At 45.7% G+C, this 25337-nt stretch carries 28 protein-coding genes and 1 pseudogene; 27 read left to right on the top strand and 2 right to left on the bottom strand.

What is annotated here, in order from left to right:
* Positions 1 to 51: 51 nt before the first annotated feature.
* Together Selli1_RS18325 and vanR are read right to left on the bottom strand one after the other, a co-directional pair.
* Positions 52 to 1161: a sensor histidine kinase gene (locus Selli1_RS18325; RefSeq protein WP_330677531.1), complete on the bottom strand. Its 1110-nt coding sequence runs from the start codon at positions 1159 to 1161 to the stop codon at positions 52 to 54.
* Positions 1154 to 1867 carry a VanR-ABDEGLN family response regulator transcription factor gene (vanR, locus tag Selli1_RS07590; RefSeq protein ID WP_087166852.1) on the bottom strand — a complete coding sequence of 238 codons (714 nt, stop codon included), beginning with the start codon at positions 1865 to 1867 and terminating at the stop codon, positions 1154 to 1156. Before vanR ends, Selli1_RS18325 begins: the two co-directional genes overlap by 8 nt.
* Before the next feature lie 292 nt (positions 1868 to 2159).
* On the opposite strand from vanR, the gene udp reads away from it, so the two are divergent.
* The 27 genes and pseudogenes from udp (at position 2160) to Selli1_RS07455 (ending at position 25220) form a co-directional block, all read left to right on the top strand.
* Entirely contained in the window at positions 2160 to 2942 is a 783-nt protein-coding gene (gene udp, locus Selli1_RS07585) for a uridine phosphorylase (protein ID WP_118636781.1), read from the top strand.
* A gap of 14 nt (positions 2943 to 2956) precedes the next feature.
* On the top strand, positions 2957 to 3382 hold the full coding sequence (locus Selli1_RS07580; RefSeq protein ID WP_138373041.1) for a cytidine deaminase: 426 nt from the start codon (positions 2957 to 2959) through the stop codon (positions 3380 to 3382).
* Between the two features lie 7 nt (positions 3383 to 3389).
* A complete protein-coding gene (locus tag Selli1_RS07575) occupies positions 3390 to 4580 on the top strand; it encodes a phosphopentomutase (RefSeq protein ID WP_138373042.1) in 1191 nt (396 codons plus the stop codon).
* Positions 4581 to 4612: 32 nt separating this feature from the next.
* Entirely contained in the window at positions 4613 to 5800 is a 1188-nt protein-coding gene (locus Selli1_RS07570; protein ID WP_243128500.1) for a BMP family lipoprotein, read from the top strand.
* Positions 5801 to 5825: 25 nt separating this feature from the next.
* Positions 5826 to 7352: an ABC transporter ATP-binding protein gene (locus Selli1_RS07565; RefSeq protein ID WP_281872635.1), complete on the top strand. Its 1527-nt coding sequence runs from the start codon at positions 5826 to 5828 to the stop codon at positions 7350 to 7352.
* A 3-nt stretch (positions 7353 to 7355) separates the two neighbouring features.
* A complete protein-coding gene (locus Selli1_RS07560) occupies positions 7356 to 8447 on the top strand; it encodes an ABC transporter permease (RefSeq protein WP_138373044.1) in 1092 nt (363 codons plus the stop codon).
* A 17-nt stretch (positions 8448 to 8464) separates the two neighbouring features.
* Positions 8465 to 9406: an ABC transporter permease gene (locus Selli1_RS07555; RefSeq protein WP_281872631.1), complete on the top strand. Its 942-nt coding sequence runs from the start codon at positions 8465 to 8467 to the stop codon at positions 9404 to 9406.
* A gap of 32 nt (positions 9407 to 9438) precedes the next feature.
* On the top strand, positions 9439 to 10707 hold the full coding sequence (locus tag Selli1_RS07550) for an amidohydrolase family protein (protein WP_281872629.1): 1269 nt from the start codon (positions 9439 to 9441) through the stop codon (positions 10705 to 10707).
* Between the two features lie 55 nt (positions 10708 to 10762).
* On the top strand, positions 10763 to 11494 hold the full coding sequence (locus Selli1_RS07545) for a Crp/Fnr family transcriptional regulator (RefSeq protein ID WP_087252206.1): 732 nt from the start codon (positions 10763 to 10765) through the stop codon (positions 11492 to 11494).
* Positions 11495 to 11509: 15 nt separating this feature from the next.
* Complete coding sequence (locus tag Selli1_RS07540) at positions 11510 to 12322, top strand: purine-nucleoside phosphorylase (protein ID WP_118636713.1); 813 nt, start codon at positions 11510 to 11512, stop codon at positions 12320 to 12322.
* Between the two features lie 36 nt (positions 12323 to 12358).
* Complete coding sequence (add, locus tag Selli1_RS07535) at positions 12359 to 13324, top strand: adenosine deaminase (protein ID WP_281872627.1); 966 nt, start codon at positions 12359 to 12361, stop codon at positions 13322 to 13324.
* A 1-nt stretch (position 13325) separates the two neighbouring features.
* The gene (deoC, locus tag Selli1_RS07530) at positions 13326 to 13997 is read left to right on the top strand and encodes a deoxyribose-phosphate aldolase (RefSeq protein WP_087166862.1); all 672 of its coding nucleotides are present in this window, start codon (positions 13326 to 13328) and stop codon (positions 13995 to 13997) included.
* A 14-nt stretch (positions 13998 to 14011) separates the two neighbouring features.
* The gene (locus tag Selli1_RS07525) at positions 14012 to 14644 is read left to right on the top strand and encodes a hypothetical protein (RefSeq protein WP_087166863.1); all 633 of its coding nucleotides are present in this window, start codon (positions 14012 to 14014) and stop codon (positions 14642 to 14644) included.
* Positions 14645 to 14880: 236 nt separating this feature from the next.
* Positions 14881 to 15309 (top strand): annotated as a pseudogene (locus Selli1_RS18500) (YbaK/EbsC family protein); the annotation flags it as partial.
* Positions 15310 to 16534: 1225 nt separating this feature from the next.
* Positions 16535 to 18082, top strand: coding sequence for a glutamine-hydrolyzing GMP synthase (guaA, locus tag Selli1_RS07515; RefSeq protein WP_138373305.1), 1548 nt, complete (start codon positions 16535 to 16537; stop codon positions 18080 to 18082).
* 426 nt (positions 18083 to 18508) lie between these two features.
* On the top strand, positions 18509 to 18736 hold the full coding sequence (locus Selli1_RS07510) for a hypothetical protein (protein WP_008705329.1): 228 nt from the start codon (positions 18509 to 18511) through the stop codon (positions 18734 to 18736).
* On the top strand, positions 18729 to 18947 hold the full coding sequence (locus tag Selli1_RS07505) for a hypothetical protein (RefSeq protein WP_008393122.1): 219 nt from the start codon (positions 18729 to 18731) through the stop codon (positions 18945 to 18947). The genes Selli1_RS07510 and Selli1_RS07505 overlap by 8 nt, the downstream gene beginning before the upstream one ends.
* On the top strand, positions 18944 to 19141 hold the full coding sequence (locus Selli1_RS07500; protein ID WP_024853999.1) for a MerR family transcriptional regulator: 198 nt from the start codon (positions 18944 to 18946) through the stop codon (positions 19139 to 19141). The genes Selli1_RS07505 and Selli1_RS07500 overlap by 4 nt, the downstream gene beginning before the upstream one ends.
* Positions 19142 to 19143: 2 nt before the next feature.
* Complete coding sequence (locus Selli1_RS07495) at positions 19144 to 20223, top strand: site-specific integrase (protein WP_024854000.1); 1080 nt, start codon at positions 19144 to 19146, stop codon at positions 20221 to 20223.
* 3 nt (positions 20224 to 20226) lie between these two features.
* Entirely contained in the window at positions 20227 to 20619 is a 393-nt protein-coding gene (locus Selli1_RS07490; RefSeq protein ID WP_138343957.1) for a plasmid mobilization protein, read from the top strand.
* Entirely contained in the window at positions 20591 to 21397 is an 807-nt protein-coding gene (locus Selli1_RS07485) for a ParA family protein (protein WP_026650281.1), read from the top strand. The genes Selli1_RS07490 and Selli1_RS07485 overlap by 29 nt, the downstream gene beginning before the upstream one ends.
* Complete coding sequence (locus Selli1_RS07480) at positions 21387 to 22253, top strand: ParB/RepB/Spo0J family partition protein (protein WP_026650282.1); 867 nt, start codon at positions 21387 to 21389, stop codon at positions 22251 to 22253. The genes Selli1_RS07485 and Selli1_RS07480 overlap by 11 nt, the downstream gene beginning before the upstream one ends.
* A 24-nt stretch (positions 22254 to 22277) precedes the next feature.
* Positions 22278 to 23372 carry a replication initiator protein A gene (locus Selli1_RS07475; protein ID WP_028087787.1) on the top strand — a complete coding sequence of 365 codons (1095 nt, stop codon included), beginning with the start codon at positions 22278 to 22280 and terminating at the stop codon, positions 23370 to 23372.
* 105 nt (positions 23373 to 23477) lie between these two features.
* Complete coding sequence (locus Selli1_RS07470; RefSeq protein ID WP_028087788.1) at positions 23478 to 23783, top strand: hypothetical protein; 306 nt, start codon at positions 23478 to 23480, stop codon at positions 23781 to 23783.
* Positions 23784 to 23828: 45 nt separating this feature from the next.
* Positions 23829 to 24386 (top strand): hypothetical protein, encoded by a 558-nt coding sequence (locus Selli1_RS07465; RefSeq protein WP_118726028.1) that lies wholly within the window; start codon positions 23829 to 23831, stop codon positions 24384 to 24386.
* Between the two features lie 24 nt (positions 24387 to 24410).
* Positions 24411 to 24935 carry a flavodoxin family protein gene (locus tag Selli1_RS07460; RefSeq protein ID WP_008119059.1) on the top strand — a complete coding sequence of 175 codons (525 nt, stop codon included), beginning with the start codon at positions 24411 to 24413 and terminating at the stop codon, positions 24933 to 24935.
* Positions 24936 to 25010: 75 nt separating this feature from the next.
* A complete protein-coding gene (locus Selli1_RS07455; RefSeq protein WP_009300563.1) occupies positions 25011 to 25220 on the top strand; it encodes a DUF6219 family protein in 210 nt (69 codons plus the stop codon).
* Positions 25221 to 25337: the final 117 nt, after the last annotated feature.

Here is a 25337-nt window from a genome sequence, read left to right as displayed (position 1 = left end):
TTGATTTTCTCGGATTCATAGATGGAAATCTATATTTTCTCCCACGAAATTCTAACGATTTCCTGACGAATATGGAAGATCAACCCGGAAGATCACACGGTTGTCGTGACTTTCGGCAAAAATCTGGCCGCCGTGCAGTTCTACAATCTCTTTTGCAATGGCAAGACCAAGGCCTGCTCCGCCGCTTCCGGAGCCTCTGGAAGAGTCCAGGCGGAAGAACTGTTCAAAGATCCGCTCCAGTTTTTCCGGGGGAATGGTGCGGCCCTCGTTTTCTACGGTGAAAGTCAGAACGCCCATGTCGACGGAAAGCCGGACATCGATGACCGTGTCCGGAAAACTGTAGTTGACCGCATTTCGCAGAAGGTTGTCAAAGACACGCTGCAGTTTGTCCGGGTCACAGAGGAACTCCAGATTCTGCGGGGCATGGAAAGAATATTCCAGGTTCTTTTCCGCAAACATCGGGGCAAATTCGTAGAGAGTCTGCTCCAGCATCCTTGTCAGATTGATCCGGCTAAGATCCAGCGTCAGATGGGTCAGATTAAACCGGGTAATGTCGAAGAACTCATTGATCAGGTCCTCCAGTCGCTCTGCCTTTTCAAGAGCAACGCCCAGATATTTCTCCTGAAGTGCAGGGGAAATTTCCCTTTCATCATGAAGAAGCGTCAGATATCCGATCACGGAGGTGAGCGGCGTCTTCAGGTCATGAGCCAGATAGACGACCAGGTCGTTTTTTCGCTGTTCAGCCTCGTTGGCGGCCTTCCTGCTTTCGATGATATCAAGCCGTACCTCATTCATATGAAGGGCGGCTTCCCGCAGGTCATCGGACATAACGACAGGTTCCTCCTGATTTTTCCAGAGGCTGTCGGAGGCTGTCAGAAGCTCATCCAGATAGGCACAGGATTTAGAGAGATAACGGTATCCGAAAATAAGAGCGCCGATGAGCAGATATAAAATCATAAAGAGTTCGTGGAAACGCTCCAATGTGGATATCACGATATAAAAAGTCTCATACCCGTACCACATTCTCGTGTGATAATACCAGTATACAAGAAGGAACAGAAATCCGCCGATGCCCACATAGAGTAGATAAGAAAAAATAAAACGGTACAAAAGTCTGCGGCGGAGCTGTTCGGAAAGTTGATTCGTTGTCTGTTTATTCAATTTGATACCCCACTCCCCATACAGTTTTAATGTATTTCGGCTTCCGGCCGGAGTCTTTCATCTTCTCACGGAGCCGGCCGATGTGAGCCATGACCGTATTGTTATTATCAAGAAATTTTTCTCCCCAGACCTGCTCGAAGAGTTCCTCAGAGGAAACGACACGACCTTTGTTTTCGCACAGATACCATAGGATGGAAAATTCGATCGGTGTCAGAGACAGCGGGCTGCCGTTTAAGGAACATTTGTGAGAATCCTTATCAATGCTTAATCCCCGGATGTCGATACAGGAATCGGCGGCTGCATCCAAGGAAGAATCCGCCGGCGCGGCTTTTGGATTGTAGCGCTCAAAGCGGCGGAGCTGGGTCTTGACCCTTGCCACCAGTTCCAGAGGATTGAACGGTTTTGTAATATAATCATCGGCTCCAATGGTGAGACCGAGAATCTTGTCAGTATCCTCTGTTCTTGCGGTCAGCATGATGACAGGATAAAAATGCTCCTTCCGGATCTCCTGACAGAGTTTGTAGCCGTCAATGTCGGGAAGCATGACATCCAGAATCGCAAGAGACAGTTCTTCTTTCCGGATACAGTCAAGCGCATCTTTTCCATTGTAACATTTCAGGACTTCCATCCCCTCATTGGAAAGATAGACTTCCACCAGATCGGCAATGGCCTGTTCGTCGTCCACAATCAGTATTTTCCTTTTCATAACATTCCATCTCCTGTTTTTTATACTGATAAAATCCTTACACAGAAATAGAAAACTGTCAAGAAGAGAGAGAAAAAGAGGTGAGGAATATAGAAAAAGTAGACAAAAACCATGGTACGAAATTGTGAAAAGTTACGTAAATGAACAAAAAGGGACTCGAGTCCTTTTTTATATGTTAAATTCCGGTTAAGATGCAAGTAAAGACGAACGAAATGAGGACAAGCCGGTATTTTTTTGTGTAAAAATGAGAACGGATGTCCATATTACAGGTAAGGGAAAGCGAGGTATGATTATGAATTATTCAGAAAACCCGAATAAACAATATCACATTCAGGTAGGAAAAGGAGATGTCGGACGTTATGTGATTCTTCCGGGGGATCCAAAACGGTGTGCAAAGATCGCAAAATATTTTGATGCTCCGGTTTTGATGGCAGACAACAGAGAATATGTGACTTATACGGGATATCTGGACGGCGAGAAAGTAAGTGTGACATCTACAGGAATCGGCGGTCCGTCCGCATCGATCGCCATGGAAGAGCTGGTTATGTCCGGGGCGGATACCTTTATCCGGATCGGAACATGCGGAGGAATGCAGCTGGATGTAAAGAGCGGGGACGTGGTAATCGCAAACGGGGCGATCCGTATGGAAGGGACGACACGGGAATACGCACCGATCGAGTTTCCGGCTGTGGCGGACATCCATCTTACCAACGCACTGATGGAATCAGCAAGGGAAATGGGAGCGCCGTACCATGTCGGCGTCGTTCAGTGTAAAGATTCCTTCTATGGACAACACTCTCCGGAGCGGATGCCGGTCAGCTATGAGCTTCTGAATAAATGGGAAGCATGGAAGCGGCTTGGATGCCTGGCTTCCGAGATGGAATCGGCGGCCCTCTTTGTTGTAGCAAGCCACTTAAGAGTGCGGGCAGGATCCTGCTTCCTCGTTGTGGCAAACCAGGAACGGGAAAAGGAAGGACTGGAAAATCCGGTAGTCCATGATACCGATATGGCAGTCCGGGTAGCAGTGGGAGCAATCCGGAAACTGATTGAAGCGGACAAAAAGGCAGGAAAATAAAGGAGGGTGCACAGATGAGTGAAACACAGATTCAGGAACTGATTGAAACAGCCATTGCTCAACTTGCCTTCTCCTACACACCGTATTCCCATTTCAAAGTCGGGGCGGCTCTGCTTGCAAAAAACGGACAGATCTACACAGGATGCAATATAGAGAATGCTGCGTACACGCCGACGAACTGTGCCGAGCGGACAGCCGTTTTCAAGGCAGTCAGCGAAGGGATCCGGGAATTTGAAGCAATCTGTATTGTAGGCGGACCGGACGGAGAACTTTTGGATTATACACCACCTTGCGGAGTGTGCAGGCAGGTCATGATGGAATTCTGTCATCCGGACGAATTTCAGATTATCCTGGCAAAGGGAAAAGATGATTATCGGATTTATAAACTGAAAGATCTGATGCCTCAGGGATTTGGACCGGGCAATCTGGAAGAAAGGTAGGAGGAATATGAAACAGGCAAAACGGGTATTTGTAATTGTGATCGATTCTCTGGGAATCGGCGTCATGCCGGACGGGGAAAAGTTTGGAGATGTAGGAGTCAACACGCTCGGACACATTTCCGAATCAGTGGAGACCTTCCGGATTCCGGCGCTGCAAAAGCTTGGAATCGCAAATCTGACACAGCTTCGCCAGGTGCCGGCAGTAGAAAATCCACTTGGATACCAGGCGGCACTCCGGGAAAGAAGTAACGGAAAGGATACGATGACCGGACACTGGGAGATCATGGGAGTGGAGACGAAAAAGCCGTTCAAGACATTCACGGAACACGGATTTCCGAAGGAACTGATCGACGAACTGGAAAAACGGACCGGACACAAAGTGATTGGAAACAAGAGTGCCAGTGGAACGGAGATTATAGAGGAACTTGGAGAAGAAGAAATCGCAACCGGACATATGATTGTGTATACTTCAGCGGACTCGGTGCTTCAGATCTGTGGAAATGAAGAGACCTTTGATTTACAGGAGCTGTACCGCTGCTGCGAAATTGCAAGAGAACTGACGATGAAAGAAGAGTGGAGAGTCGGAAGAGTCATTGCAAGACCGTATGTCGGAAAGAAACGGGGCGAGTTTGAACGGACGAGCAACCGTCATGACTATGCGCTGAAGCCTCCGGTAAAGACGGCGCTGAATGTACTTCAGGACAATGGTTTCGATGTGATTTCCGTTGGAAAGATCAAGGACATTTTCGACGGAGAAGGCATCACGGAAGCATACAAATCCAAATCCTCCGTCCACGGAATGGAGCAGACCATCGAGCTTGCAGACAAAGATTTCCACGGACTCTGCTTTGTCAATCTGGTAGATTTCGACGCAAAATGGGGACACAGAAGAGATCCGGAAGGATATGCGAAAGAGCTGGAGATGTTTGATGAAAAATTAGCGGTTTTACTGGAAAAGCTAAGAGAAGACGATCTTTTAATCATCACGGCGGACCATGGAAATGATCCGACTTACACAGGCACTGACCATACGCGTGAGAAAGTACCGTTCCTTGCGTACTCCCGGTCTATGGAAGGAAACGGAATGCTGCCGGAACAGGATACCTTTGCGGTAATCGGCGCGACGATCCTGGACAATTTCGGGCTGTCCATGCCGGAAGAGACAATCGGAACATCCCTGCTTTCCTGTTTAAAATAAAGAACATTCCGCGAAAAGGAGGAACAGAAGACATGAAAAGAATGAAAAAGCTTGCCGCGTTGTTTCTGGTAATCTGCATGGCAGTTTCCGCGATTGGATGCGGACCTTCCAAGTCCAGCCAGGGCAGCGGAAATTCAGATTATCGTGTGGCCATGATCACGGACAGCGGCGACATTACAGACCAGTCTTTTAACCAGACAACTTACGAAGCATGTCTTGAGTACTGTACGGAAAATAATATCGATTTTACCTACAAAAAGCCGGACGGGGATACGGATTATGCCCGGATTGCCATGATCGATGTGGCCGTGGCAGAAGGATACAATATCATCGTTATGCCGGGATATATTTTTGCGCCGGCTTTGGTGGAAGTAACATACAAATATCCGGATGTCAAATTTATTGCGCTGGATATGACGGCAGGAGATATCATTGCGGCAGCAGTAGGAAGCAAGTACTACGATAACCCGGACGCATATGAGGCGTCGGACTATTACAATACGAAAAACACATACTGTGCAGTTTACCAGGAAGAGATTCCGGGGTATATGGCGGGATATGCGGCTGTGAAGCTTGGATACCGGAAACTTGGTTTCCTGGGTGGTCAGGCGGTACCGGCAGTTATGAGGTATGGATTCGGCTATGTGCAGGGAATCAATGATGCGGCTAAAGAGCTTGGAATTACCGACCAGATCGAAGTCGAGTACGCCTATGGCGGACAGTTCTACGGATCTACAGAAGTGACGGCGGCGATGGATACCTGGTACAGCCAGGGAACGGAGATCGTCTTTGCATGCGGCGGCGGTATCTTTACCTCTGCGGCAGAAGCTGCTTCAAAAGTGGGCGGAAAGATGATCGGCGTGGACAGCGACCAGTCCCCGATTATTGACGCGTACGGAGAAGGAATGACGGTAACATCCGCAATGAAAGGGCTGGGAGCAACCGTAAAGGCGATGCTGGATTCCATCATTGTGACAAATACCTGGGAAGAACATGTCGGAAAGATCGAAAATCTTGGACTTGTGTCAGGAACGGATATGGATGTCAATTACGTAGGGCTTCCGGAAGATACGACACAGTGGAACGAAAACTTTACCGTGGACGATTACCATGAACTGGTACGGAAAATCTATGACGGGGAAATTACTATTGATAATTCCACCGAAAAGATGCCGGAAGTATCTGTCAAGGTAAACGAAAGACAAGGATCGATCATGTAAAAGATACCGGAAGGAGGAAGCAAAAATGGGAGAATATGCAGTGGAAATGCTTCACATCACCAAGAGATTTCCTGGGATTGTGGCAAACGATGACATTACGCTTCAGTTGAAAAAAGGCGAGATCCACGCGCTCCTCGGGGAAAACGGAGCGGGAAAATCCACGTTGATGAGCGTGTTATTCGGACTGTATCAGGCGGAAGAAGGAGAAATCCACAAAGACGGGAAAAAAGTAGAAATCAAAAATCCGAACGACGCCAACGCACTTGGAATCGGAATGGTGCACCAGCACTTCAAACTGGTGGAATGTTTTTCTGTGCTTGATAATATCATTCTCGGCGCAGAGCCGGTACAGGGCGGATTTCTGAAAAAGGATGACGCAAGGAAAAAGGTAATGGAACTGTCAAACCGGTATCATTTGCAGATTGATCCGGACGCCAAAGTGGAGAATATCACAGTTGGAATGCAGCAGAGAACGGAAATTTTAAAAATGCTGTACCGGGATAATGAAATTCTGATTTTTGATGAACCGACGGCAGTGCTGACCGTGCAGGAGATCGAGGAACTGATGCAGATCATGAAGGGACTTGCAAAGGAAGGAAAGAGTATCCTTTTCATTTCCCACAAGCTCAACGAGATCATGGAAGTTTCTGACCGCTGTACGGTTTTAAGAAAAGGAAAATACGTCGGAACTGTCGAAACAAAAGACACGACGCCGGAGAAGCTTTCCGCCATGATGGTAGGAAGAAATGTCTCCTTTAAAGTAGAGAAAAAACCGGCCGAGCCTGGCGACGTGGTGCTGGATGTGAAGGACATGACCGTTGCCGGACAGAATAAAAAGGATGCGGTACAGGACGTCAGCTTCCAGGTACGTAAAGGCGAGATCGTCTGCATTACCGGAATCGACGGAAACGGCCAGACAGAACTTGTTTACGGACTTTCCGGTCTGGAGCCGTTAAAGAGCGGAAGCATCCATATGAACGGAAAAGATATTACAAAAGTATCTGTCAGGGAACGCTCCACTTCCGGAATGAGTCACATTCCGGAAGACCGGCATAAGCACGGACTGGTTCTGGATTATTCTCTGGAGGACAATCTGGTGCTGCAGCGCTACTTTGAACCGCAGTTTACAAGCAAGGCCGGACTGATGAAGCGAAAAGAAATCCGGGAATATTCGGACAGCCTGATCGAAGAGTACGATATCCGTTCCGGACAGGGATCCTCTACTATCGTACGTTCCATGTCGGGTGGAAATCAGCAGAAGGCGATCATTGCAAGAGAGATCGACAAGAATCCGGATCTTTTGATTGCGGTGCAGCCGACACGGGGAGTCGACATCGGAGCAATTGAATCGATTCACAGGCAGCTGATCGAGCAGCGGGATGCCGGAAAGGCAGTCCTTCTGGTCAGCCTGGAACTGGATGAAGTCATGGATGTGCCGGACCGGATTCTCGTCATGTATGAAGGAAGACTTGTCGGGGAATTCAAACCGGATGAAGTGACGGTGGAAGAACTTGGTCTTTATATGACCGGCGCCAAGAAACAGGAGGTGTAGCATATGAATACAAAAAATGAAAAGAAACGGTTCCTGGAGATCGGCGGCGTACAGACGGTCATAGCGTCTCTGATCTGTATTATCCTTGGTCTTCTGGTAGGTTATATTGTGTTGCTGTGCATCAATCCGGCCGGAGCCTGGGATGCGATGACATCCATTTTAAAGAACTTCTTGTATTTCCCGAGACCGGAAGTTGCACTGGAATATTTCGGAAGCACCCTTGCCAAAACGGCGCCGCTTCTGATGTGTACCCTGTCCATCCTTTTTGCCTACAAGGTAGGGCTCTTTAACATCGGAGCTTCCGGACAGTACGCGGTAGGAGCAGGACTTGCCCTGTACCTGGCGCTTGCGTATCAGATGCCTTGGTATGTCTGCATGATCGCAGCCATGATCGGCGGAGGACTTCTCGGAGGAATCGCCGGAATCTTAAAGGCATACTTAAATGTAAACGAAGTTATCGCGGGAATTATGCTCAACTGGATCAGTCTTTACAGCGTCAACATGCTTCTGACGAATGTCAAAGAATCCAGTACAACCTATACGATGGCGCTCAAGACAAACAGCCCGGACGCCCTGATCCCAAGCCTCGGCCTGGACAATCTGTTTTCGGACAACCGGTATGTGACCATTGCCATTCCGCTTGCAGTCATCATCGCCATTCTCGTATGGGTAGTGATGAGCAAGACAAAACTTGGATACGAATTAAAAGCAACCGGACTGAATAAAAATGCCGCAAAATATGCAGGTATGAAAGAAAAGAGAAACATGATCCTTACCATGGTGATCGCAGGATGCCTCGCAGGTCTTGGAGCTGCATTCCTTTACTTAAGCGGAATCGAGCAGTGGTCCTGTGCACAGACGGCAGTCCCGGCCATGGGATTCAACGGAATCGCGGCAGCCTTCCTCGGAGGCCTGAACCCGATCGGAAGTATTTTCTCAGCATTTTTCATCCAGCACATTACAAGCGGCGGATCCTATGTGGACAAGATGGTATACTGTGCACAGATCTCCGATCTGATCTCGGCAATCATCATTTACTTCTGCGGTTTTGTATTATTCTTTAAATACTGCATGAACAGAAAAGCAAAGAAATAGGGAAGGAGGAAGAACATATGGCACTCTTATTACAATATACATTGATCTATGCATCAGTACTGATGCTTGTGGCCCTTGGCGGATGCTTTTCTGAACGAAGCGGTGTGATCAACCTGGGGCTGGAAGGTACCATGGTCATCGGTGCCCTTGGCGGTGCCCTGGTGATGAAGTACATGGGAGATCTTCCGGCAGCGCTGATGATTCTGACGGTTGTCCTTGGAAGTGTGATCTTTGGTATGATCTACTCCCTTCTGCTTGCAGTATCGGCCATCAACTTTAAGGCGGACCAGACACTGGTCGGAACAGCCATGAACCTTCTTGGAACAGCGGCGGCCACTGTCATTGTGAAGGCAATCAACATGGGAGAAAATGTAAACAATGTTTCCTCTTCCATTCAGTATATCGATCAGAGGAAAGCATTCTCGGCATTTAAAATCGGAAACTTTGAAGTAAGCTGGTTTATGATCCTGGCTGTCATCCTTCTGATCGTTGCGCACGTGGTTCTCTATAAAACCCGGTTTGGACTGAGACTGCGGGCGTGCGGCGAGCATCCGCAGGCAGCGGATTCCGTTGGAATCAACGTATACAAAATGCGTTATGCGGGCGTCCTGATTTCCGGATTCTTCGGAGGTCTGGGAGGAATCGTCTACATCACAGCAGGTGTCAGCGAATGGAAATTTGAAAACGGTGTGGCAGGATTCGGATTCCTTGCCCTTGCGGTTATGATCTTCGGACAGTGGGAGCCGAAGTTGATCGGACTGGCAGCGCTTCTGTTCGGTCTGTTCCGTGCACTGTCCAACGTGTACTCCGGATTCGACATTCTGGAAACACTCAATATCCCAAGTGCCGTTTACAACATGCTTCCATATATTATCTCTCTCGTGGTGCTGGCTCTGTTCTCAAGGAACTCCAGAGCACCAAAAGCGGAAGGAATCCCTTACGATAAGGGACAACGATAACAGACGGAAATTCAGAGCAAGGAGAGCACAACATGGAACGATTTGCGATCAGAGGACAGATCTGCTATAGTGAAAATCAAAAGACAATCCGCACCATCGAGCATGGTTACGTTGTGTGCGAAGACGGAAAAAGCATCGGAGTATTTGAAACGCTTCCGGAAAAATGGAGCGGGATTCCCTGCCACGATTACGGCGATCGGCTGATCATTCCGGGACTGATTGACCTGCATGTCCATGCACCCCAGTACCCTTTCCGGGGACTGGGGATGGACCAGGAACTGATCGACTGGCTGAATACCCATACCTTCCCGGAAGAGGAAAAGTATCAGGATCTGGAATACGCAAAAAAGGCGTATACCATCTTTCTGGATGATCTGCTTCACAGTGCGACAACGAGAGCCTGCGTTTTTGGCACCTGCCATCCGGACGCTACACTCTGGCTCATGGAACAGATGGAGGTGGCAGGACTTGCGGGCTATGTAGGAAAGGTCAATATGGACCGGAACAGCCCGGAAGGTCTGTGTGAGGAAAGCGCCAAAGCATCCGCGGAAGCGACAGAGAACTGGATTCTGGCCGCAAAGAATCTTTCCAATGTCAGACCAATCCTGACGCCAAGATTTATTCCAACCTGTTCCGATGAATTGATGGAACTGCTCTCCGGGCTTCAGAAACAATACGATCTGCCGATGCAGTCCCATCTCTCGGAAAATTTAAGCGAAATCGACTGGGTCAAAGAACTGCAGCCAAAGGCGTCCTGCTACGGGGATGCCTACCGGATCCACGGTCTGTTTGGCGGAGACTGCCCGACCATCATGGCACACTGCGTGTACAGTGGGGAAGAGGAAATCCGGATGATGAAAGAGCAGGGCGTCTTCATCGCCCACTGTCCGGAATCCAATGCAAACCTCTCCTCCGGAATCGCACCGGCGAGGAAATACATGGAACTGGGGATGCAGATGGGACTTGGCACCGATGTGGCGGCCGGCTCCTCGATCTCTTTGTTCCGGGCGATGGCCATGGCCATCCAGTGCTCTAAGTTACGCTGGAGGCTCGTCGATCAGAACCAGGCACCTCTGACTGTGGAAGAAGTATTTTACCTGGCAACCAAAGGCGGAGGAGCTTTCTTTGGAAAGGCTGGAAGCCTGGAAGAAGGGTACGAGTTTGACGCGGTTGTGATCGACGATCAGAAGATCCGAAACGCCCGTCCGCTTTCCGTTCGGGAACGGCTGGAGAGACTGATCTATCTGGACGGGGATGCCAGGGTGGAAGCAAAATATATCAAAGGGAAACAGGTAATCTGACAAAGCGGGCTTTTCGTGTGCCGCTGTACCAAAAGAGAACGGTAGGTGAGAAGGAATGGAAAACAAGTATCTGGCGAAGATTCTGCCGTTTTTAGATGAGATTGAAAAAGACAGAAGAAAACAGTTTGAAGAGTATTTCCGGACAGCACCCATGTGGCTGATGGACACTTTTGTGGTGGAAGAGCTGGAAAAAGGGACGGTTTTCGTGCAGGAGGGAGAGCCTGCAGACATGATTTTCTTTATCGGGAAAGGTCTGATCAAAGCCACTGATTATCGGATTTACGGAATCAACTACGATTTTACTATGTTTGACAAGGTCTATGCATTCGGCGGAATGGAAGTCATCATCAATCTGGACAAGTACCAGACAACCCTCCAGACGGTGACAGAGTGTACCGTACTGAAAATACCGAAAGAAGGGTTCAAGAAATGGCTGGATTCGGATATAGTCGCTCTGCAGCAGGAGAGCCGGCTGATGGGCGAATATCTTCTGGAACAGGCCAGAGACAGCCGGATGCTTCTGTTTTTACAGGGAGCGGACCGGGTGGCATTCCTCCTGATGAAACGGTACCGAAAATATGCCCAGGGCGGCGTCCTGAGGATGAAGGGCGACCGGCAGGAACTGTCGGATTTCACGGGGCTCTGCGTGAAGACGATCAGCCGTTCCATCAAAAAATTCAAGGAAAACGGGATGATTACGACACAGGGAAGCAACATCATGATTAACTATGAACAATACCGCAGAATGGAGGAGATGATCTCCGGAATTCTGGCGGAGGACTTATAAAGGAGTGGATCAAAGATGGAAAAGAAATTACAGACCTGTCTTGCAAGTATTCGCGAAAAGACAGATTTCAAACCGGAAGTGGCATTGATTCTCGGAAGCGGACTGGGAGATTATGCAGACGGAATTCAGATTGAAACGACCGTGGATTACACCGAAATCGAGGGATTCCCGGTATCCACAGTAACAGGACATAAAGGACGCTTCGTCTTTGGATATGTAGGAGATGTGCCGGTTGTCATCATGCAGGGCCGGGTTCACTATTACGAAGGTTACCCGATGTCCGACGTGGTTCTTCCTACCCGCCTGATGGGCCTTCTGGGGGCGAAAAAGCTGCTCCTTACCAATGCGGCCGGCGGAATCAACGAAAACTTCCGCCCGGGCGATTTCATGATGCTGACCGACCACATTGCCACAGGCGTGCCAAGTCCGTTGATCGGACCGAACCTGGACGACCTGGGACCTCGGTTCCCGGATATGAGCGAAGTGTACAGCCACAGAATCCAGGATGTGATCCGAAACGCCGCATCCGAGTGCGAGATTGATTTAAAAGAAGGCGTGTACGTTCAGCTTACCGGACCAAACTATGAGACACCGGCCGAAGTACGGATGTGCAAAATCTGGGGCGGAGACGCTGTCGGCATGAGCACGGCCTGCGAGGCAATGGCCGCACGCCATATGGGCATGGAGATCGGAGGAATCTCCTGCATCACCAACCTGGCAGCCGGTATCAGTAAGGAAAAACTGGATCACAAAGAAGTGCAGGAGACTGCAGACCGCGTTTCCAAAGACTTCAAACGACTGGTAACAAAGATTATCGAAACGATATAAAACGAATTTCGAGAAACGGAAGAAAGGTGTAACGATATGGATATCAAAACAATTCCAAAACTGGATCTGCACTGTCATCTGGACGGCTCTCTGACAAAAGCCATGATGGAACGGCATCTTGGGAAAACGATCCCGGAAGATGCCCTGACGGTCTCAGAAGACTGCACAAGCCTGACAGAATATCTGGAAAAATTTGATCTTCCGGTACAGTGCCTGCAGGACGAGGCAGGACTGGAAGACGGTGCGTATACCTTTGTAGAAGAGATCGCAAAGGAACATGTAGAATATATTGAAGTCCGGTTTGCTCCGATGCTTTCGGTTCACGAAAACTTAAGCTGCGCAAAGGTAATTGAGTCCGTGCGGAAAGGAATGGAGCGGGCGAAGGCCGATTTTCAGGTACAGTACGGGATCATCGTCTGTGCCATGAGAAATCACAGCCAGGAGCAGAACCTGTCCATGCTGAAATGTGCAAGAGAATATCTGGAACACGGTGTCTGTGCCCTGGATCTGGCAGGGGATGAATCCGCATTCCCGACCTCAGAGTTCCGTGACATCTTTGTGGAAGCCAAACGTCTGGGCATGCCGTTTACCATCCATTCCGGGGAAACCGGAAATCTGGAAAATGTCCGGGAAGCATATGAACTGGGGGCAAGACGAATTGGCCACGGCATTGCACTTCAAAAAGATCAGGAGCTGATGAAAGCGTACGCAAATGCCGGAATCGGAGTGGAGATGTGTCCGACCAGCAACTTTCAGACGAAGGCAGCAGCAGGATGGGAAGACTATCCGCTTCGCCAGTTTGTAGATGCAGGAATCAAGGTCAGCATCAACACAGACAACCGGACGGTCAGCGGAACAACCATGACAAAAGAGCTGACAAGAGTTTATGAGCAGTACGGTCAGGATGACGAACTGATTCTCACCCTGCTTCGCAATGCCACAGAGACGGCATTTGACCCGGAAATCAAAGAGACACTGGAAACGAAATGGAAAGGGATTTAAGATGGAAAAGAAAGAAATTTTGAAATATGTAGACCATACCCTGCTGACTCAGGGAGCAACCTGGGAGGAGATCCGCCAGATTCTGGATGACGCCATGAAATATGAGACGGCGTCCGCCTGCATCCCGGCGTCCTATGTAAAACAGGCAGCGGATTATGTGGAAGGGAAACTTCCGATCTGCACCGTGATCGGATTCCCGAACGGGTACAGCACAACGGCAGTCAAAGTATTTGAAACAAAAGATGCTATCGCAAACGGAGCTTCCGAGATCGACATGGTCATCAACATCGGCTGGCTAAAAGACAAAAAATACGAGGCGCTGGAAGACGAGATCCGCCAGATCCACGAGGCATGCGGTGGACGTATTCTGAAGGTAATCATCGAAACCTGTCTTCTGACCGAAGAAGAAAAGATCAAGATGTGCGAGATTGTCACAAAAGCAGGCGCAGAATACATCAAGACATCTACCGGATTTTCCACCGCAGGCGCAACATTTGCGGATGTGGAACTGATGCGGAAGCATGTTGGAGCAGACGTTAAAGTCAAAGCGGCAGGAGGCATTTCCTCTTTCGATGACGCGGACGAATTTATCCGCCTCGGAGCGGAGCGTCTTGGAACAAGCAGACTGGTGAAAATCATGAAAAACAGCCCGGACGCAGGAGCCGGATACTAGAAGGAGGAGACCGCGTGGATACCCATATGATTGTGGAGCTCATCGGGTATTTCGGCTCCGCCCTTGTACTGCTGTCCTTTCTGATGACCTCGGTGGTCAAGCTTAGGATCATCAACATGGCCGGCGGAGTGATCTGTACGATCTACTCTCTCGTGATCCATGCATACCCGACGGCAATCATGAATACCTGTCTCGTTTTGATCAATTTTTACTACCTGATGCGGATCTCGAAAACGGAGAGAGCCTACGATGTAATCGAAGGGAATCCGGAAGAATCCATGCTGCGTTATTTTGTGAAACGATATGCGGCGGACATTCAGAAATACTTTCCGGATTTTAACGCATCGTCCAAGACAATGGGAGGCTGCAACGCCGCCTACATCGTCTGCCATGACGACGCACCGGCAGGAATTCTGATCGGAAACCGGAGGCCGGACGGAGAGCTGGACGTAATTCTGGACTATTCCACCCCGGCATACCGGGACTGTTCGGTGGGGAAATATCTGTATTCCCGCCTGAAGGAGCAGGGAATCCGGAAACTGAATTTTGCAGGAACTCCGGGGCCTCACGAATACTACTTGCAGACGATGGGATTTGTAAAAGAAGACGGAACATATGTCAAGGAACTGGATCAGAATGAGAATTAAAAGCAGAGTATAGAAAAGGGAGTTAGAATAAAACAATTTATTTAGCAGGAAAGCAAAAGAACAGGTGCGGAAAGAGCGGCGAGGGAGCTGGACTTTTCGTGCCTGTTTTGGTTCCTGGGAAAGCGGATTTACTTCCGGACAAGGATTGGCTATAATGAAGAGAGGAAAAGAAAAGGAAAAGTAGGTGAGTACCAATGTCTTTTGAACTGGTAAAGCAATATTTTGAAGAGGATGGAATGGGAGAACGGGTCATGGATCTTGCAGAGTCCAGCGCTACCGTGGAAGAGGCGGCGCTGGCGATAGGCTGTGAGCCGTGTCAGATCGCGAAAACCATGTCCTTTTTTGTGGACGACGCCCCGATTCTCATTGTCCTGGCAGGCGACACCAAGATCGATAATAAGAAGTACAAAGCACAGTTCCACCAGAAAGCCAAAATGATTCCATGGGATCAGGTGGAAGAGGCTGTAGGCCATCAGCCGGGCGGTGTCTGCCCGTTTGTAACCAAACCAGGCATCCCGGTTTATCTGGACGAATCTCTGAAACGCTTCGAGCGGGTATATCCGGCGGCAGGAAGCGGACATAGCGCCGTGGATCTGACGGTGGAGGAACTGGAAAAGTATTCGGGGTGTGAAAAATGGATTGATGTGGGGAAAAGGAGCGGGGAGTCAACCTCACAGAATTCAGATACCAATAAAACAATAGGGAAAACGTTAGGACATGCAGTAAAAAGTGTAGGAACGACAGCTGCACAGGTTGCAGATAAAGCGAAAACTTCGGTTGATAAGTCAAAACAGTCGGTGATTAATGTAGTTGATGCCAATGGAAATGGAGAAATCGATATCGAAGACTTTATTATTATCGGGCTGAAGACACCGGGAGTAAACGTAGACAGGGCTGATTTCCTGAGGAGGGAATTTCAAAAGAATTATCCTCAAGATGTAATTGAAAAGGCTATTCGTTGTAATCCTGCACAGGCTGGAATTTCAGCGGCTGATATTGATAAGGTTGCGGATGAAGTCATTCAGTATGAGCGTAATTGTGTATCTGGGATTTCAGCAGCGCTTGGTATGACTGGAGGTGTTGCGATGGTTGCTACCATCCCAGCCGATCTGGCACAGTATTATGGTTATATGCTTCGGGCAGCTCAAAAGCTGATGTATTTGTACGGATTTCCGGAGATTGATACGAAAGAAGTTGGAGTGAAATTTGATTCTGAAACCATGAACCTTTTAATAATATGTCTGGGAGTAATGTATGGTGTACAAGGGGCTAATACAGCTATAAAAGCGATGGCTACAGCTTTAGGTAAAGGGGTTGAAAAGAAGCTGATGGCAGCTGCATTGACGAAAGGAACCGTGTATCCTATCGTAAGAAGTGTCTCAAAATGGTTTGGAGTTAATATGACAAAACAGGTATTTGCAGGATTTTTCAAGAAAGCAATTCCTGTAGTCGGTGGCGTTATTGGCGGAGGAATCACATATTTGTCTTTTAAACCTTGTTGTGACAAATTAAAAGAATCTTTGCAGGACACCCTGTTAAGTAATCCGAACCATCATGGCTCCAAGGAAGAGTATGTTATGAGTGATGATATTGCAATGCAGAATGTGTAAGCTTGCGTATGTCGTGTAATACGACCGCGGCCGCTTTATCGCTTTAGGTATTTACAGCTGATTCTTAAGTGTAAAAGATTTTGAAAAAGAATGAGTGATTTTTCTTGAATAACACTGTGAGGTACGACAAAAAATTTATTACTTGTGAAATGTGCCAGATGATTTGATGTATGAATTATAAAGAAAATGTGTTTCGCCCATTTTCGGAAAATTCACTTGTAAATCAGAGGGTGCTATTCTATAATAGAAGAACCACAAAGGAAAAGAAGGAGGGTAACCCGTGAAAAACGAATTAGTAATTGTGCTTGACTTCGGCGGACAGTACAACCAGCTGGTGGCAAGACGTGTTCGTGAATGTAATGTATATTGCGAGATCTATTCCTACCGTATTGATATTGAAAAGATCAAGGCAATGAATCCAAAGGGAATCATCCTGACCGGCGGCCCGAACAGCTGCTATGAGGCAGATTCTCCGACATATACAAAAGAGTTATTTGAACTCGGTATTCCGGTTCTTGGACTCTGCTACGGAGCACAGCTGATGATGCATGTGCTTGGCGGAAAGGTAACAAAAGCAGAAGTCAGAGAGTACGGAAAGACCGAGGTTTTGATTGATAAGAAAGATTCCAAGGTGTTTGAAGGTGTAGAAGCTTCTACAACATGCTGGATGAGCCATTTTGATTATATTGCACAGGTTGCGCCGGGATTTGAGATTACGGCCCACACAGCAGACTGCCCGGTTGCAGCAGCTGAAAATGCAGAGAAAAAGCTGTATGCAATTCAGTTCCATCCGGAAGTACTTCATACAGTCCGCGGAAAAGAGATGCTGTACAATTTCGTACGCGGTGTCTGCGAATGTTCAGGCGACTGGAAGATGGACGCATTTGTTGAAAATGCAGTTGCAGATATCAGAGAAAAAGTGGGAGACGGCAAAGTTCTGCTGGCACTGTCCGGCGGTGTTGACTCTTCCGTAGCAGCAGGACTGCTTTCCAGAGCGATCGGAAAACAGCTGACATGCGTGTTTGTAGACCATGGACTTCTTCGTAAAAACGAAGGAGATGAAGTAGAAGCAGTATTCGGACCGGAAGGAAACTTTGACTTGAACTTCATCCGTGTTAACGCACAGGAAAGATATTACAACAAACTTGCGGGCGTGACAGAACCGGAACAGAAGCGGAAAATTATCGGCGAAGAATTCATCCGTGTATTTGAGGAAGAAGCAAAGAAAATCGGAGCCGTAGATTTCCTCGCACAGGGAACGATTTATCCGGACGTTGTAGAGAGTGGGCTTGGCGGAGAATCCGCAGTGATCAAATCCCACCACAACGTAGGAGGACTTCCGGACTTTGTTGATTTCAAAGAAATCATCGAGCCGCTCCGCGATCTTTTCAAAGACGAAGTCCGTAAAGTAGGACTGGAGCTCGGCATTCCGGAAGATCTGGTATTCCGTCAGCCATTCCCGGGACCGGGACTTGGAATCCGTATCATCGGAGAAGTTACAGCTGAGAAAGTACGGATCGTGCAGGATGCAGACGCAATCTACAGAGAAGAGATTGCAAACGCAGGACTGGCAAGAGAAGTCAATCAGTACTTTGCAGCGCTCACAAATATGCGTTCTGTTGGAGTTATGGGAGATGAAAGAACCTATGACTATGCAGTGGCACTTAGAGCAGTAAAAACGATCGACTTCATGACAGCTGAAGCAGCTGATATCCCGTTTGAGGTGCTTCAGAAAGTCATGAGCAGGATCATCAACGAGGTGAAAGGAGTCAATCGCGTATTCTACGATTTGACAAGCAAACCACCAGGAACGATTGAGTTTGAGTAGCTTGAAAAATCGCGGAAAAGCCCATAAATAAAGGCTTTGCGGGGTGTCGAAAAGACCAAATGGAGTGCAAATGGAGTTTAAAAATTATTTTTTTCTCTTGTTTATATTCCAGATTCACCTGCAAATTTCGTGAAATCGGTTATTCTCATAAAATAAAATTAGAGTAAATATGAAGAACAGTTTGTTTTGATTGAAGTGATTTTCGTCAAGGCAGACTGTTTTTTTGTTGCCTGCATTTAGAAAACAGATACCACAGAAAGGTTCTTTACTTTCGATGAGCTTAAACTCCATGACACAGTAATCACACTGATGGAGAATTAAAAAACAAGAAAATTTGATAAATTTCGGAAAATGATGTCCGATTTTGCATCTGCCAGTACAGAGTATATGAAGAGATAAATATTCAAAACACAGGAGGTACTGATTATGCAGAATAAATTATTTTTAAAGGCAGCCGATATATGTGAACTTCTGGAAGTAAAACAGACATCGGCTTATGAAATCATCGGAAATCTGAACAAGGAACTGGAAGAACAGGGCTACCTGACGCTTAGAGGAAAAGTTCCGACAAAGTATTTTGTGAAGCGTTTCTACGGAGTAGAAGATACTTGTGAGATTCCACAGGAAGAGGGAAAGGAATGGTTTCATGCGTAAGAGAAAAATGTATTTATCAGTGGAAGACATTGCAGAACTCTTTGGATTATCAGTTTCGTTTGCTTACCGGGTAGTGGAAAGAATGAATGCCGATCTGGCAAGCAAGAACTATTATGTGATTCTCGGTCGGGTGCCAACCCGCTATGTAGAGGACAAGATCTATGGTCTGGAACATGTTGAGCAGTATTTGAAGGAGGATAAAGCGGTATGAGTATGATGCAGGAAAAAATGTATATGGATGTGGATGATGTGTGTGCAATTCTTGGAGTTTCAAAAACTTATGCATATAGTCTGATGCGAGAATACAACAAAGAATTGAAGGCAAAAGGCTATATTGTAGTAGCTGGAAAAATCTCTACGAAATTCCTGGCAGAAAAGATTTATGGCATGAAAGTCGAGGATTAGCAATGGGGGTTTACAAAGAAGGAAAAAACTGGAAAGTACAGGTCTATTACAAAGACTGGCAGGGAAATCGGAAAAGAAAACAGAAAAGAGGATTCAGGACCAAGGGTGAAGCTAAGGAATGGGAAAGAGATTTCCTGCAACAGCAGAGCCAGGGTGTGGATATTGAATTTGGAAATTTTCTGGAGATTTATTACAAAGATATGGATGTCCGTCTCAGAGAAAACACTATGTACACGAAGCGATATATTATTGACCTGAAAATCAAGCCTTATTTTGAAAAGAAGATTCTCAGTGAAATTACGGTGGCAGACGTCCGTGCATGGCAGAATGAGTTGCTGACGTATAAGGATAAGAATGGAAAAGGATATTCTCCTACTTATCTGAAAACAGTGAACTGCCAGCTGACTGCAATCTTCAATTATGCAATGCGGTATTATAACCTGCAGGATAATCCCTGCAGGAAGGCAGGAGCGATTGGCAAGAGTAAAGGAGAACCGAAGGACTTCTGGATGCAGGAAGAGTTCAATGCTTTTCTGGAGACAGTAAGTGATAAGCCGGAGACAAGAATGGCGTTTCTTTTGTTGTACTGGACCGGAATGCGTATCGGTGAATTGCTTGCACTTACTTATAATGACATCAATCTTGAAGAGAAAACCATATCAATCAATAAATCTTATCAGAGACTGAAAGGAAAGGATATGATCACGCAGCCGAAAACTCCAAAGAGTATCCGTGTGATTACGATGCCGGATTTTCTTGCAGAGGAATTTCGGGAGTATTGCAGTCATTTGTATGGAATTATGAAAAAGGAAAGACTTTTTCGGTTTACCAAATCGCATATGGAACATTGTATGGCTACCGGAATCGAGCGGTCTGGTGTAAAGCGGATACGACTTCATGATCTCCGCCATTCCCATGCCAGTATGCTGGTTGATATGGGGGTGGCTCCATTGGAGATTGCAGAACGCCTTGGACATGAAAAGGTGGAAACCACGTTGAACACTTATTCACATCTGTATCCGTCTACACAGAGTAAATTAGCAGGTTTGCTAGATAAGAAACATGAGGAAGAGGAGGAATAAGCGATGGCTGGTGACAGACATGGAAAACACAACACAACGACCATTTCTTTTCGGGTGAATTCTTATGAAAAAGCAACAATCGAAGAACGAGTGAAAGTGAGCGGAATGAAAAAACAGGATTATATCGTCCGATCATGCATTTACAATCAGGTATGTGTTGTTGGAAAGAAAGAAACAATTGAGATTATCCGGTCAGAAATGAAGGAAATGAGTTTGGTTTTGGAGGATGTGGCAAAAGATTTGAAGTCTGAAAAACCAGTTATTTCAGAACCGGTTCTTGATAGTATGACAGAACGGTATCTTGCATTTTTGGAAGCAGCATTATGGATGCTGAAAGGTTCAAGTTATTTATGGGAGGATAAAAAGGATGGAAGAGAAAGTAATGAAGGATTGTAAAGTGCTGGCATTGTGTTCACAAAAAGGCGGGGTTGGCAAGACAACAAGTTGCGTGAATCTGGCAGTCGGACTTGCAAAAGCAGGGAAGAAAGTGCTTGTGATTGACAATGATCCGCAGGGAAGTATGACAGCAAGTCTTGGGTATCATAACCCAGATGAATTACCAATCACACTGGCTACTATTCTGACAAAGATTGTAGAAGATGAACTATTTGAAAATACACTGGGAATTTTACATCACCAGGAAGGAATTGATTTGATTCCGGCAAACATCGAACTCTCTGGAATGGAAGTTTCACTTGTAAATATTATGAGCAGGGAACTTGTCTTAAAACAATATATAGAAAGAATGAGAGAAGAATACGACTATATATTGATTGACTGTATGCCATCACTTGGAATGCTGACGATCAATGCACTTGCCAGTGTCGATGCAGTTATTATACCTGTCCAGGCGGCTTATCTTCCTGTAAAGGGTCTAGAACAGCTGATACGGACGATAGGAAAGGTGCGAAGACAGCTGAACAAACAACTGAAAATTGGAGGTATATTGATCACAATGGTGGATAACCGAACGAACTATGCAAGAGATATATCTGATCTGATTTTTGATACATATGGAAACCAGATTAAGATTTTTCCACAGAGTATTCCATTTTCAGTACGAGCAGCTGAAATCAGTGCGGAAGGAATCAGCATATTTGAGCATGATCCAAAAGGAAAAGTAGCGGCTGCATATTGGCAGATGACACAGGAGGTGCTTTTGGATGAAAGGTAGAAGTGCATCGAAGATAAAACTGACATCTTATGATGAATTACTTGGAGGAGGAGAAGAAACGAACGATATCCAGCAGGTTTCACTTGAGCATTTACATTCTTTCGAGAACCATCCATTTCAAGTAAATGATGATGAGGCAATGGCGGAACTGGTGGAAAGTGTGAAAGAAGAGGGAATTCTTACAGCATTACTGGTACGACCGCTGGGTGATGGTGAATATGAAATCATCGCCGGTCACAGAAGGAGACATGCGGCACAACTTGCTGGTCTTAAAGAGGTTCCGGTTATTATCAGAAATATGGATCAAGATACAGCTGTCCGTGCGATGGTAGACAGCAATCTGCAGAGACCTAATATACTCCCAAGTGAAAAGGCATTTGCTTACCGTATGAAGATGGAAGCAATGAATCATCAGGGAACATCAGGCGGTATCAGTGCGAAAGACATTGGAAAGAACGCAAATGACAGTGCAAGGCAGGTGTATCGCTATATCCGGCTTACTTATCTGATGAATGACCTATTAAACGCAGTAGATCGTGATGTAATCGGATTGCAGGTAGGTGTAGAGCTTTCCTACCTTACGGTTCCAGAACAGGAGATGGTGGAGGAAGTGCATGAGAGTACCGGAAAATATCCAAGTCTGGAACAGGCAAAAAAAATAAGGCAACATCGAGAAGAAAAAACGCTGACAAAAGAGATTGTGCGGCTCCTGGTTATAGGAGAGCGTAAAAAGAAAACAACGGTAACATTAAAACAGGATGAAATTAAGAAGTATTTTCCTCCAGAGTATGATGAACAGAAGATACGGACTGTTATATGTCAGCTTTTGGAGGAATGGAGCAATCAGAATCATTGATAAGTACGAAGGGAGGGATGTGTCATGAGTATAAGAGCAACATTCCATTATTTTCAAGGAATGGAATGCGATATGTACAGTTTTTATCGTATTCCCAAACTGCTGTTTACAAGTGAATATTTTAAAAATCTCTCCTGCGAAGCAAAGGTGCTGTACGGACTGATGTTAGACCGGATGTCACTGTCCATCAAGAACCGGTGGTTTGATGAAGAGGACAGGGCATATATTTTCTTTTCGGTGGAAGAGATTATGGAAATGCTTAACTGTGGCAGGAATAAGGCTGTGAATTGTCTAAAAGAGCTGGATCAGGAAAAAGGGATTGGATTGATTGAGAAGAGGCGAATCGGACTTGGAAAAACAAATGTTATTTACGTGAAAAATTTCAGCCTGACAGAATATCCAGATGAGCCAGCAATCTTTGATTCGGAAGAAACACCGGAAAATGTAGCAGAGAGAAAAGAAAATACAGAGACAGAAATAGAAGAATATGCAAAAAAAGAGCCGGAAAAGCCCGTAAATACACAGAAGTTTGAAAAACAAACTTCAGGAAGTTTGAAAAATAAACTTCAAGAAGTTTCAAAAACAAACTTCAAGGAGTTTGAAAAACAAACTTCAAGAAGTTTAGAAAACAAACTTCAAGAAGTTTCAAAAACAAACTGTAATAATACTGAATATAATTATACTGAATTTAGTGAGAATGAATCTTATCAATATCTATCTGAACAAGAGAAAGGGAGAGATAGGATACAGGAGAGAAATGAGTATCGACAGTTAATTCATGATAATATCGAATATGAGATCCTTTGTCAGAGCTATGGAACTGGACGAGTAGAAGAGCTGGTAGAGCTGATGCTGGATGCAATATGTTCGACAAAGACATATCAACAGATCAATGGGGAAGCTGTGCCTACACAAGTGGTCAAGAGCCGTTTGCTCAAAGTCGGGTATGAACACATCCAGTATGTGTTTTTCAGTCTTGACAGGAGTACAAGCAAAGTGAAGAATATCCGGCAGTATATGCTGACGGTATTGTATAACGCTCCTGCAACAATCAATCAGTTTTATGATGCTGAAGTTCGACATGACATGTACTGGGGGAAGGATATTCCAGACAGGTAAGAACTTTGTGCCCACTGGGCACGAAGTTTAAAAAGAGATAGTCATATCTGGCAGATATGCTAAAATAACCTTGTGTCCACTGGGCACAAAGTAGGAGGAAGAATTATGTTGAGATTTATGATAAAACTGCCATTTCGAATTATTGCAGCTCCTGTTTGGCTGGTACTTGCAGCGGTGAATATTGTGCTGGTGTTCCTGGTTGGGTTATCTGCTGGATTCTGCTATCTGATAGCCGGAATCTCTGTTGTGACAGAAGTTTTGAGTATTGGGTTTGGAATCAGTACGGACTGGACAATGAAATCAGCGATTATTACGACAGTAGTGTTTGTTCTACTCCCACATATCGGTATGGGGATAGTTGCAGTAATTGAAGTTGTGAAATGTGGATTACAGGAATTTATTTTTGGATGATTGTGGAAAATATAGTGGCGCTATATGGAAAGGCAGAAATAAACAATGGAAGAATTATATAAAGTGATGGATGATTTGCTTGAGGTGGAATTTCAGATGAAAGCAGGGATGGATATTCTGAAAGAACTGGAAGAGTTTTATATGCTGGAAAAAGAAACCGAAAAATCGGATGCTAGAAAAGTAGCTGTGCTGATGAAAGGATATCTGCAGTCGATGAAGTCAAATATTCGAGAAATCATTCGTTATATTGATGACACGACACTTGAAAAATCAAATGATAAAAAGAAAGATAAACAGGAATCTGCGAGCACCATATCCGAGGAAGTGCAGGAATTTGTGAATCTGACAATTACAGAGCATATGGGGAAAGCATATTCAGAATGGAAGTTAAAGCAGGATAAAGAGCCAGTAAGTGAGATTGATAAGAAATACCAGAAATTACTGGAAACGTTATCCCAAGAACAGGAAGAAGTGATTACGGAATACTGTAATGCAATTTTTAGCAGTGGAGCAGAAACAGAAGAATTTTTCTATCGAATGGGATTAAAAGATGGACTGAATCTGAAAAATACGGTAAAATCTGTATTAGAAATGATATCATGAAATCGGAAGTTGGAGGATACACGCATGAAAATTGTAATCATTAATGGAAGTGCCAGAAAAGGAAACACGCTGACAGCAATCAATGCATTTATAAAAGGAGCATCAGAAAAGAATGAAATTGAAATCATTGAACCTGACAAACTCAACATTGCACCATGCAAGGGATGTGGTGTCTGTCAATGCTCTAAGGGATGCGTCGATAAGGATGATACAAATCCTACAATTGATAAAATTGCTGCCGCAGATATGATTCTTTTTGCTACACCAGTTTATTGGTGGGGAATGTCAGCACAATTGAAACTTATCATTGATAAGTGCTACTGCCGTGGATTGCAGTTAAAAAATAAAAAAGTTGGCACGATTGTTGTAGGCGGTTCTCCCGTAGACAGTATCCAGTATGAGCTGATTGATAAGCAGTTTGACTGTATGGCAAAATATCTTTCATGGGATATGCTTTTCAAAAAATCATATTATGCAACAGCCAGAGATGAACTTGAAAAAAACAAGGATTCCATGAACGAACTTGAGGGGATCGGAAAAAATTTATAAAGCACGTTCCAAATTCCTGTTTGCATATTTCATCAAACGGTACATATTAAAATTAACACAAAGGGAGATGTTAGAATGAAAGCTCATGAATATTGGTCTGTCGGAGCATTGATAACGATGCTAGGAACTTTTTATAGCGGATATAAAGGTTCAAAATCAAGCCATAAATATTTTGCGGCAAGTTCTTTGCTTTGTATGATTATGGCTATTTACACAGGTCATAAGATGATATCTAAAAACAAGAAAACAAAGAAAGAACCAATATCATTAGGAAATGAAGAATAATACAATCAACCTTGTGCCCAGTGGGCACGAAGTTGGCATAGTCACTATGGTGTCAGGAGAAATCCTGGCATCTTTTTTTTATATCTTTTTACACTTCAAAAAATAATTTCAAAAAAT

The organism is Sellimonas catena (assembly GCF_027924685.1).
GTDB lineage: Bacteria > Bacillota > Clostridia > Lachnospirales > Lachnospiraceae > Sellimonas > Sellimonas catena.
Note: the sequence above shows the minus strand (reverse complement) of the source record. Positions and strands in the feature narration are given on the sequence as shown.

What these genes read in the sequence shown, in the direction of transcription:
- deoC (WP_087166862.1), top strand. Translation starts at nt 13,326, where the DNA reads ATGGAAAAGAAAGAAATTTTGAAATATGTAGACCATACCCTGCTGACT.
- Selli1_RS07540 (WP_118636713.1), top strand. Translation starts at nt 11,510, where the DNA reads ATGGAAAAGAAATTACAGACCTGTCTTGCAAGTATTCGCGAAAAGACA.
- Selli1_RS07480 (WP_026650282.1), top strand. Translation starts at nt 21,387, where the DNA reads ATGAAAGGTAGAAGTGCATCGAAGATAAAACTGACATCTTATGATGAA.
- Selli1_RS07455 (WP_009300563.1), top strand. Translation starts at nt 25,011, where the DNA reads ATGAAAGCTCATGAATATTGGTCTGTCGGAGCATTGATAACGATGCTA.
- Selli1_RS07550 (WP_281872629.1), top strand. Translation starts at nt 9,439, where the DNA reads ATGGAACGATTTGCGATCAGAGGACAGATCTGCTATAGTGAAAATCAA.
- Selli1_RS07490 (WP_138343957.1), top strand. Translation starts at nt 20,227, where the DNA reads ATGGCTGGTGACAGACATGGAAAACACAACACAACGACCATTTCTTTT.
- vanR (WP_087166852.1), bottom strand. Translation starts at nt 1,867, where the DNA reads ATGAAAAGGAAAATACTGATTGTGGACGACGAACAGGCCATTGCCGAT.
- Selli1_RS07505 (WP_008393122.1), top strand. Translation starts at nt 18,729, where the DNA reads ATGCGTAAGAGAAAAATGTATTTATCAGTGGAAGACATTGCAGAACTC.
- Selli1_RS07470 (WP_028087788.1), top strand. Translation starts at nt 23,478, where the DNA reads ATGTTGAGATTTATGATAAAACTGCCATTTCGAATTATTGCAGCTCCT.
- Selli1_RS07565 (WP_281872635.1), top strand. Translation starts at nt 5,826, where the DNA reads ATGGGAGAATATGCAGTGGAAATGCTTCACATCACCAAGAGATTTCCT.
- Selli1_RS07575 (WP_138373042.1), top strand. Translation starts at nt 3,390, where the DNA reads ATGAAACAGGCAAAACGGGTATTTGTAATTGTGATCGATTCTCTGGGA.
- Selli1_RS07545 (WP_087252206.1), top strand. Translation starts at nt 10,763, where the DNA reads ATGGAAAACAAGTATCTGGCGAAGATTCTGCCGTTTTTAGATGAGATT.
- Selli1_RS07475 (WP_028087787.1), top strand. Translation starts at nt 22,278, where the DNA reads ATGAGTATAAGAGCAACATTCCATTATTTTCAAGGAATGGAATGCGAT.
- udp (WP_118636781.1), top strand. Translation starts at nt 2,160, where the DNA reads ATGAATTATTCAGAAAACCCGAATAAACAATATCACATTCAGGTAGGA.
- Selli1_RS07570 (WP_243128500.1), top strand. Translation starts at nt 4,613, where the DNA reads ATGAAAAGAATGAAAAAGCTTGCCGCGTTGTTTCTGGTAATCTGCATG.
- Selli1_RS07460 (WP_008119059.1), top strand. Translation starts at nt 24,411, where the DNA reads ATGAAAATTGTAATCATTAATGGAAGTGCCAGAAAAGGAAACACGCTG.
- Selli1_RS07500 (WP_024853999.1), top strand. Translation starts at nt 18,944, where the DNA reads ATGAGTATGATGCAGGAAAAAATGTATATGGATGTGGATGATGTGTGT.
- Selli1_RS07465 (WP_118726028.1), top strand. Translation starts at nt 23,829, where the DNA reads ATGGAAGAATTATATAAAGTGATGGATGATTTGCTTGAGGTGGAATTT.
- Selli1_RS07495 (WP_024854000.1), top strand. Translation starts at nt 19,144, where the DNA reads ATGGGGGTTTACAAAGAAGGAAAAAACTGGAAAGTACAGGTCTATTAC.
- Selli1_RS07510 (WP_008705329.1), top strand. Translation starts at nt 18,509, where the DNA reads ATGCAGAATAAATTATTTTTAAAGGCAGCCGATATATGTGAACTTCTG.
- Selli1_RS07580 (WP_138373041.1), top strand. Translation starts at nt 2,957, where the DNA reads ATGAGTGAAACACAGATTCAGGAACTGATTGAAACAGCCATTGCTCAA.
- add (WP_281872627.1), top strand. Translation starts at nt 12,359, where the DNA reads ATGGATATCAAAACAATTCCAAAACTGGATCTGCACTGTCATCTGGAC.
- Selli1_RS07560 (WP_138373044.1), top strand. Translation starts at nt 7,356, where the DNA reads ATGAATACAAAAAATGAAAAGAAACGGTTCCTGGAGATCGGCGGCGTA.
- Selli1_RS07555 (WP_281872631.1), top strand. Translation starts at nt 8,465, where the DNA reads ATGGCACTCTTATTACAATATACATTGATCTATGCATCAGTACTGATG.
- Selli1_RS07485 (WP_026650281.1), top strand. Translation starts at nt 20,591, where the DNA reads ATGGAAGAGAAAGTAATGAAGGATTGTAAAGTGCTGGCATTGTGTTCA.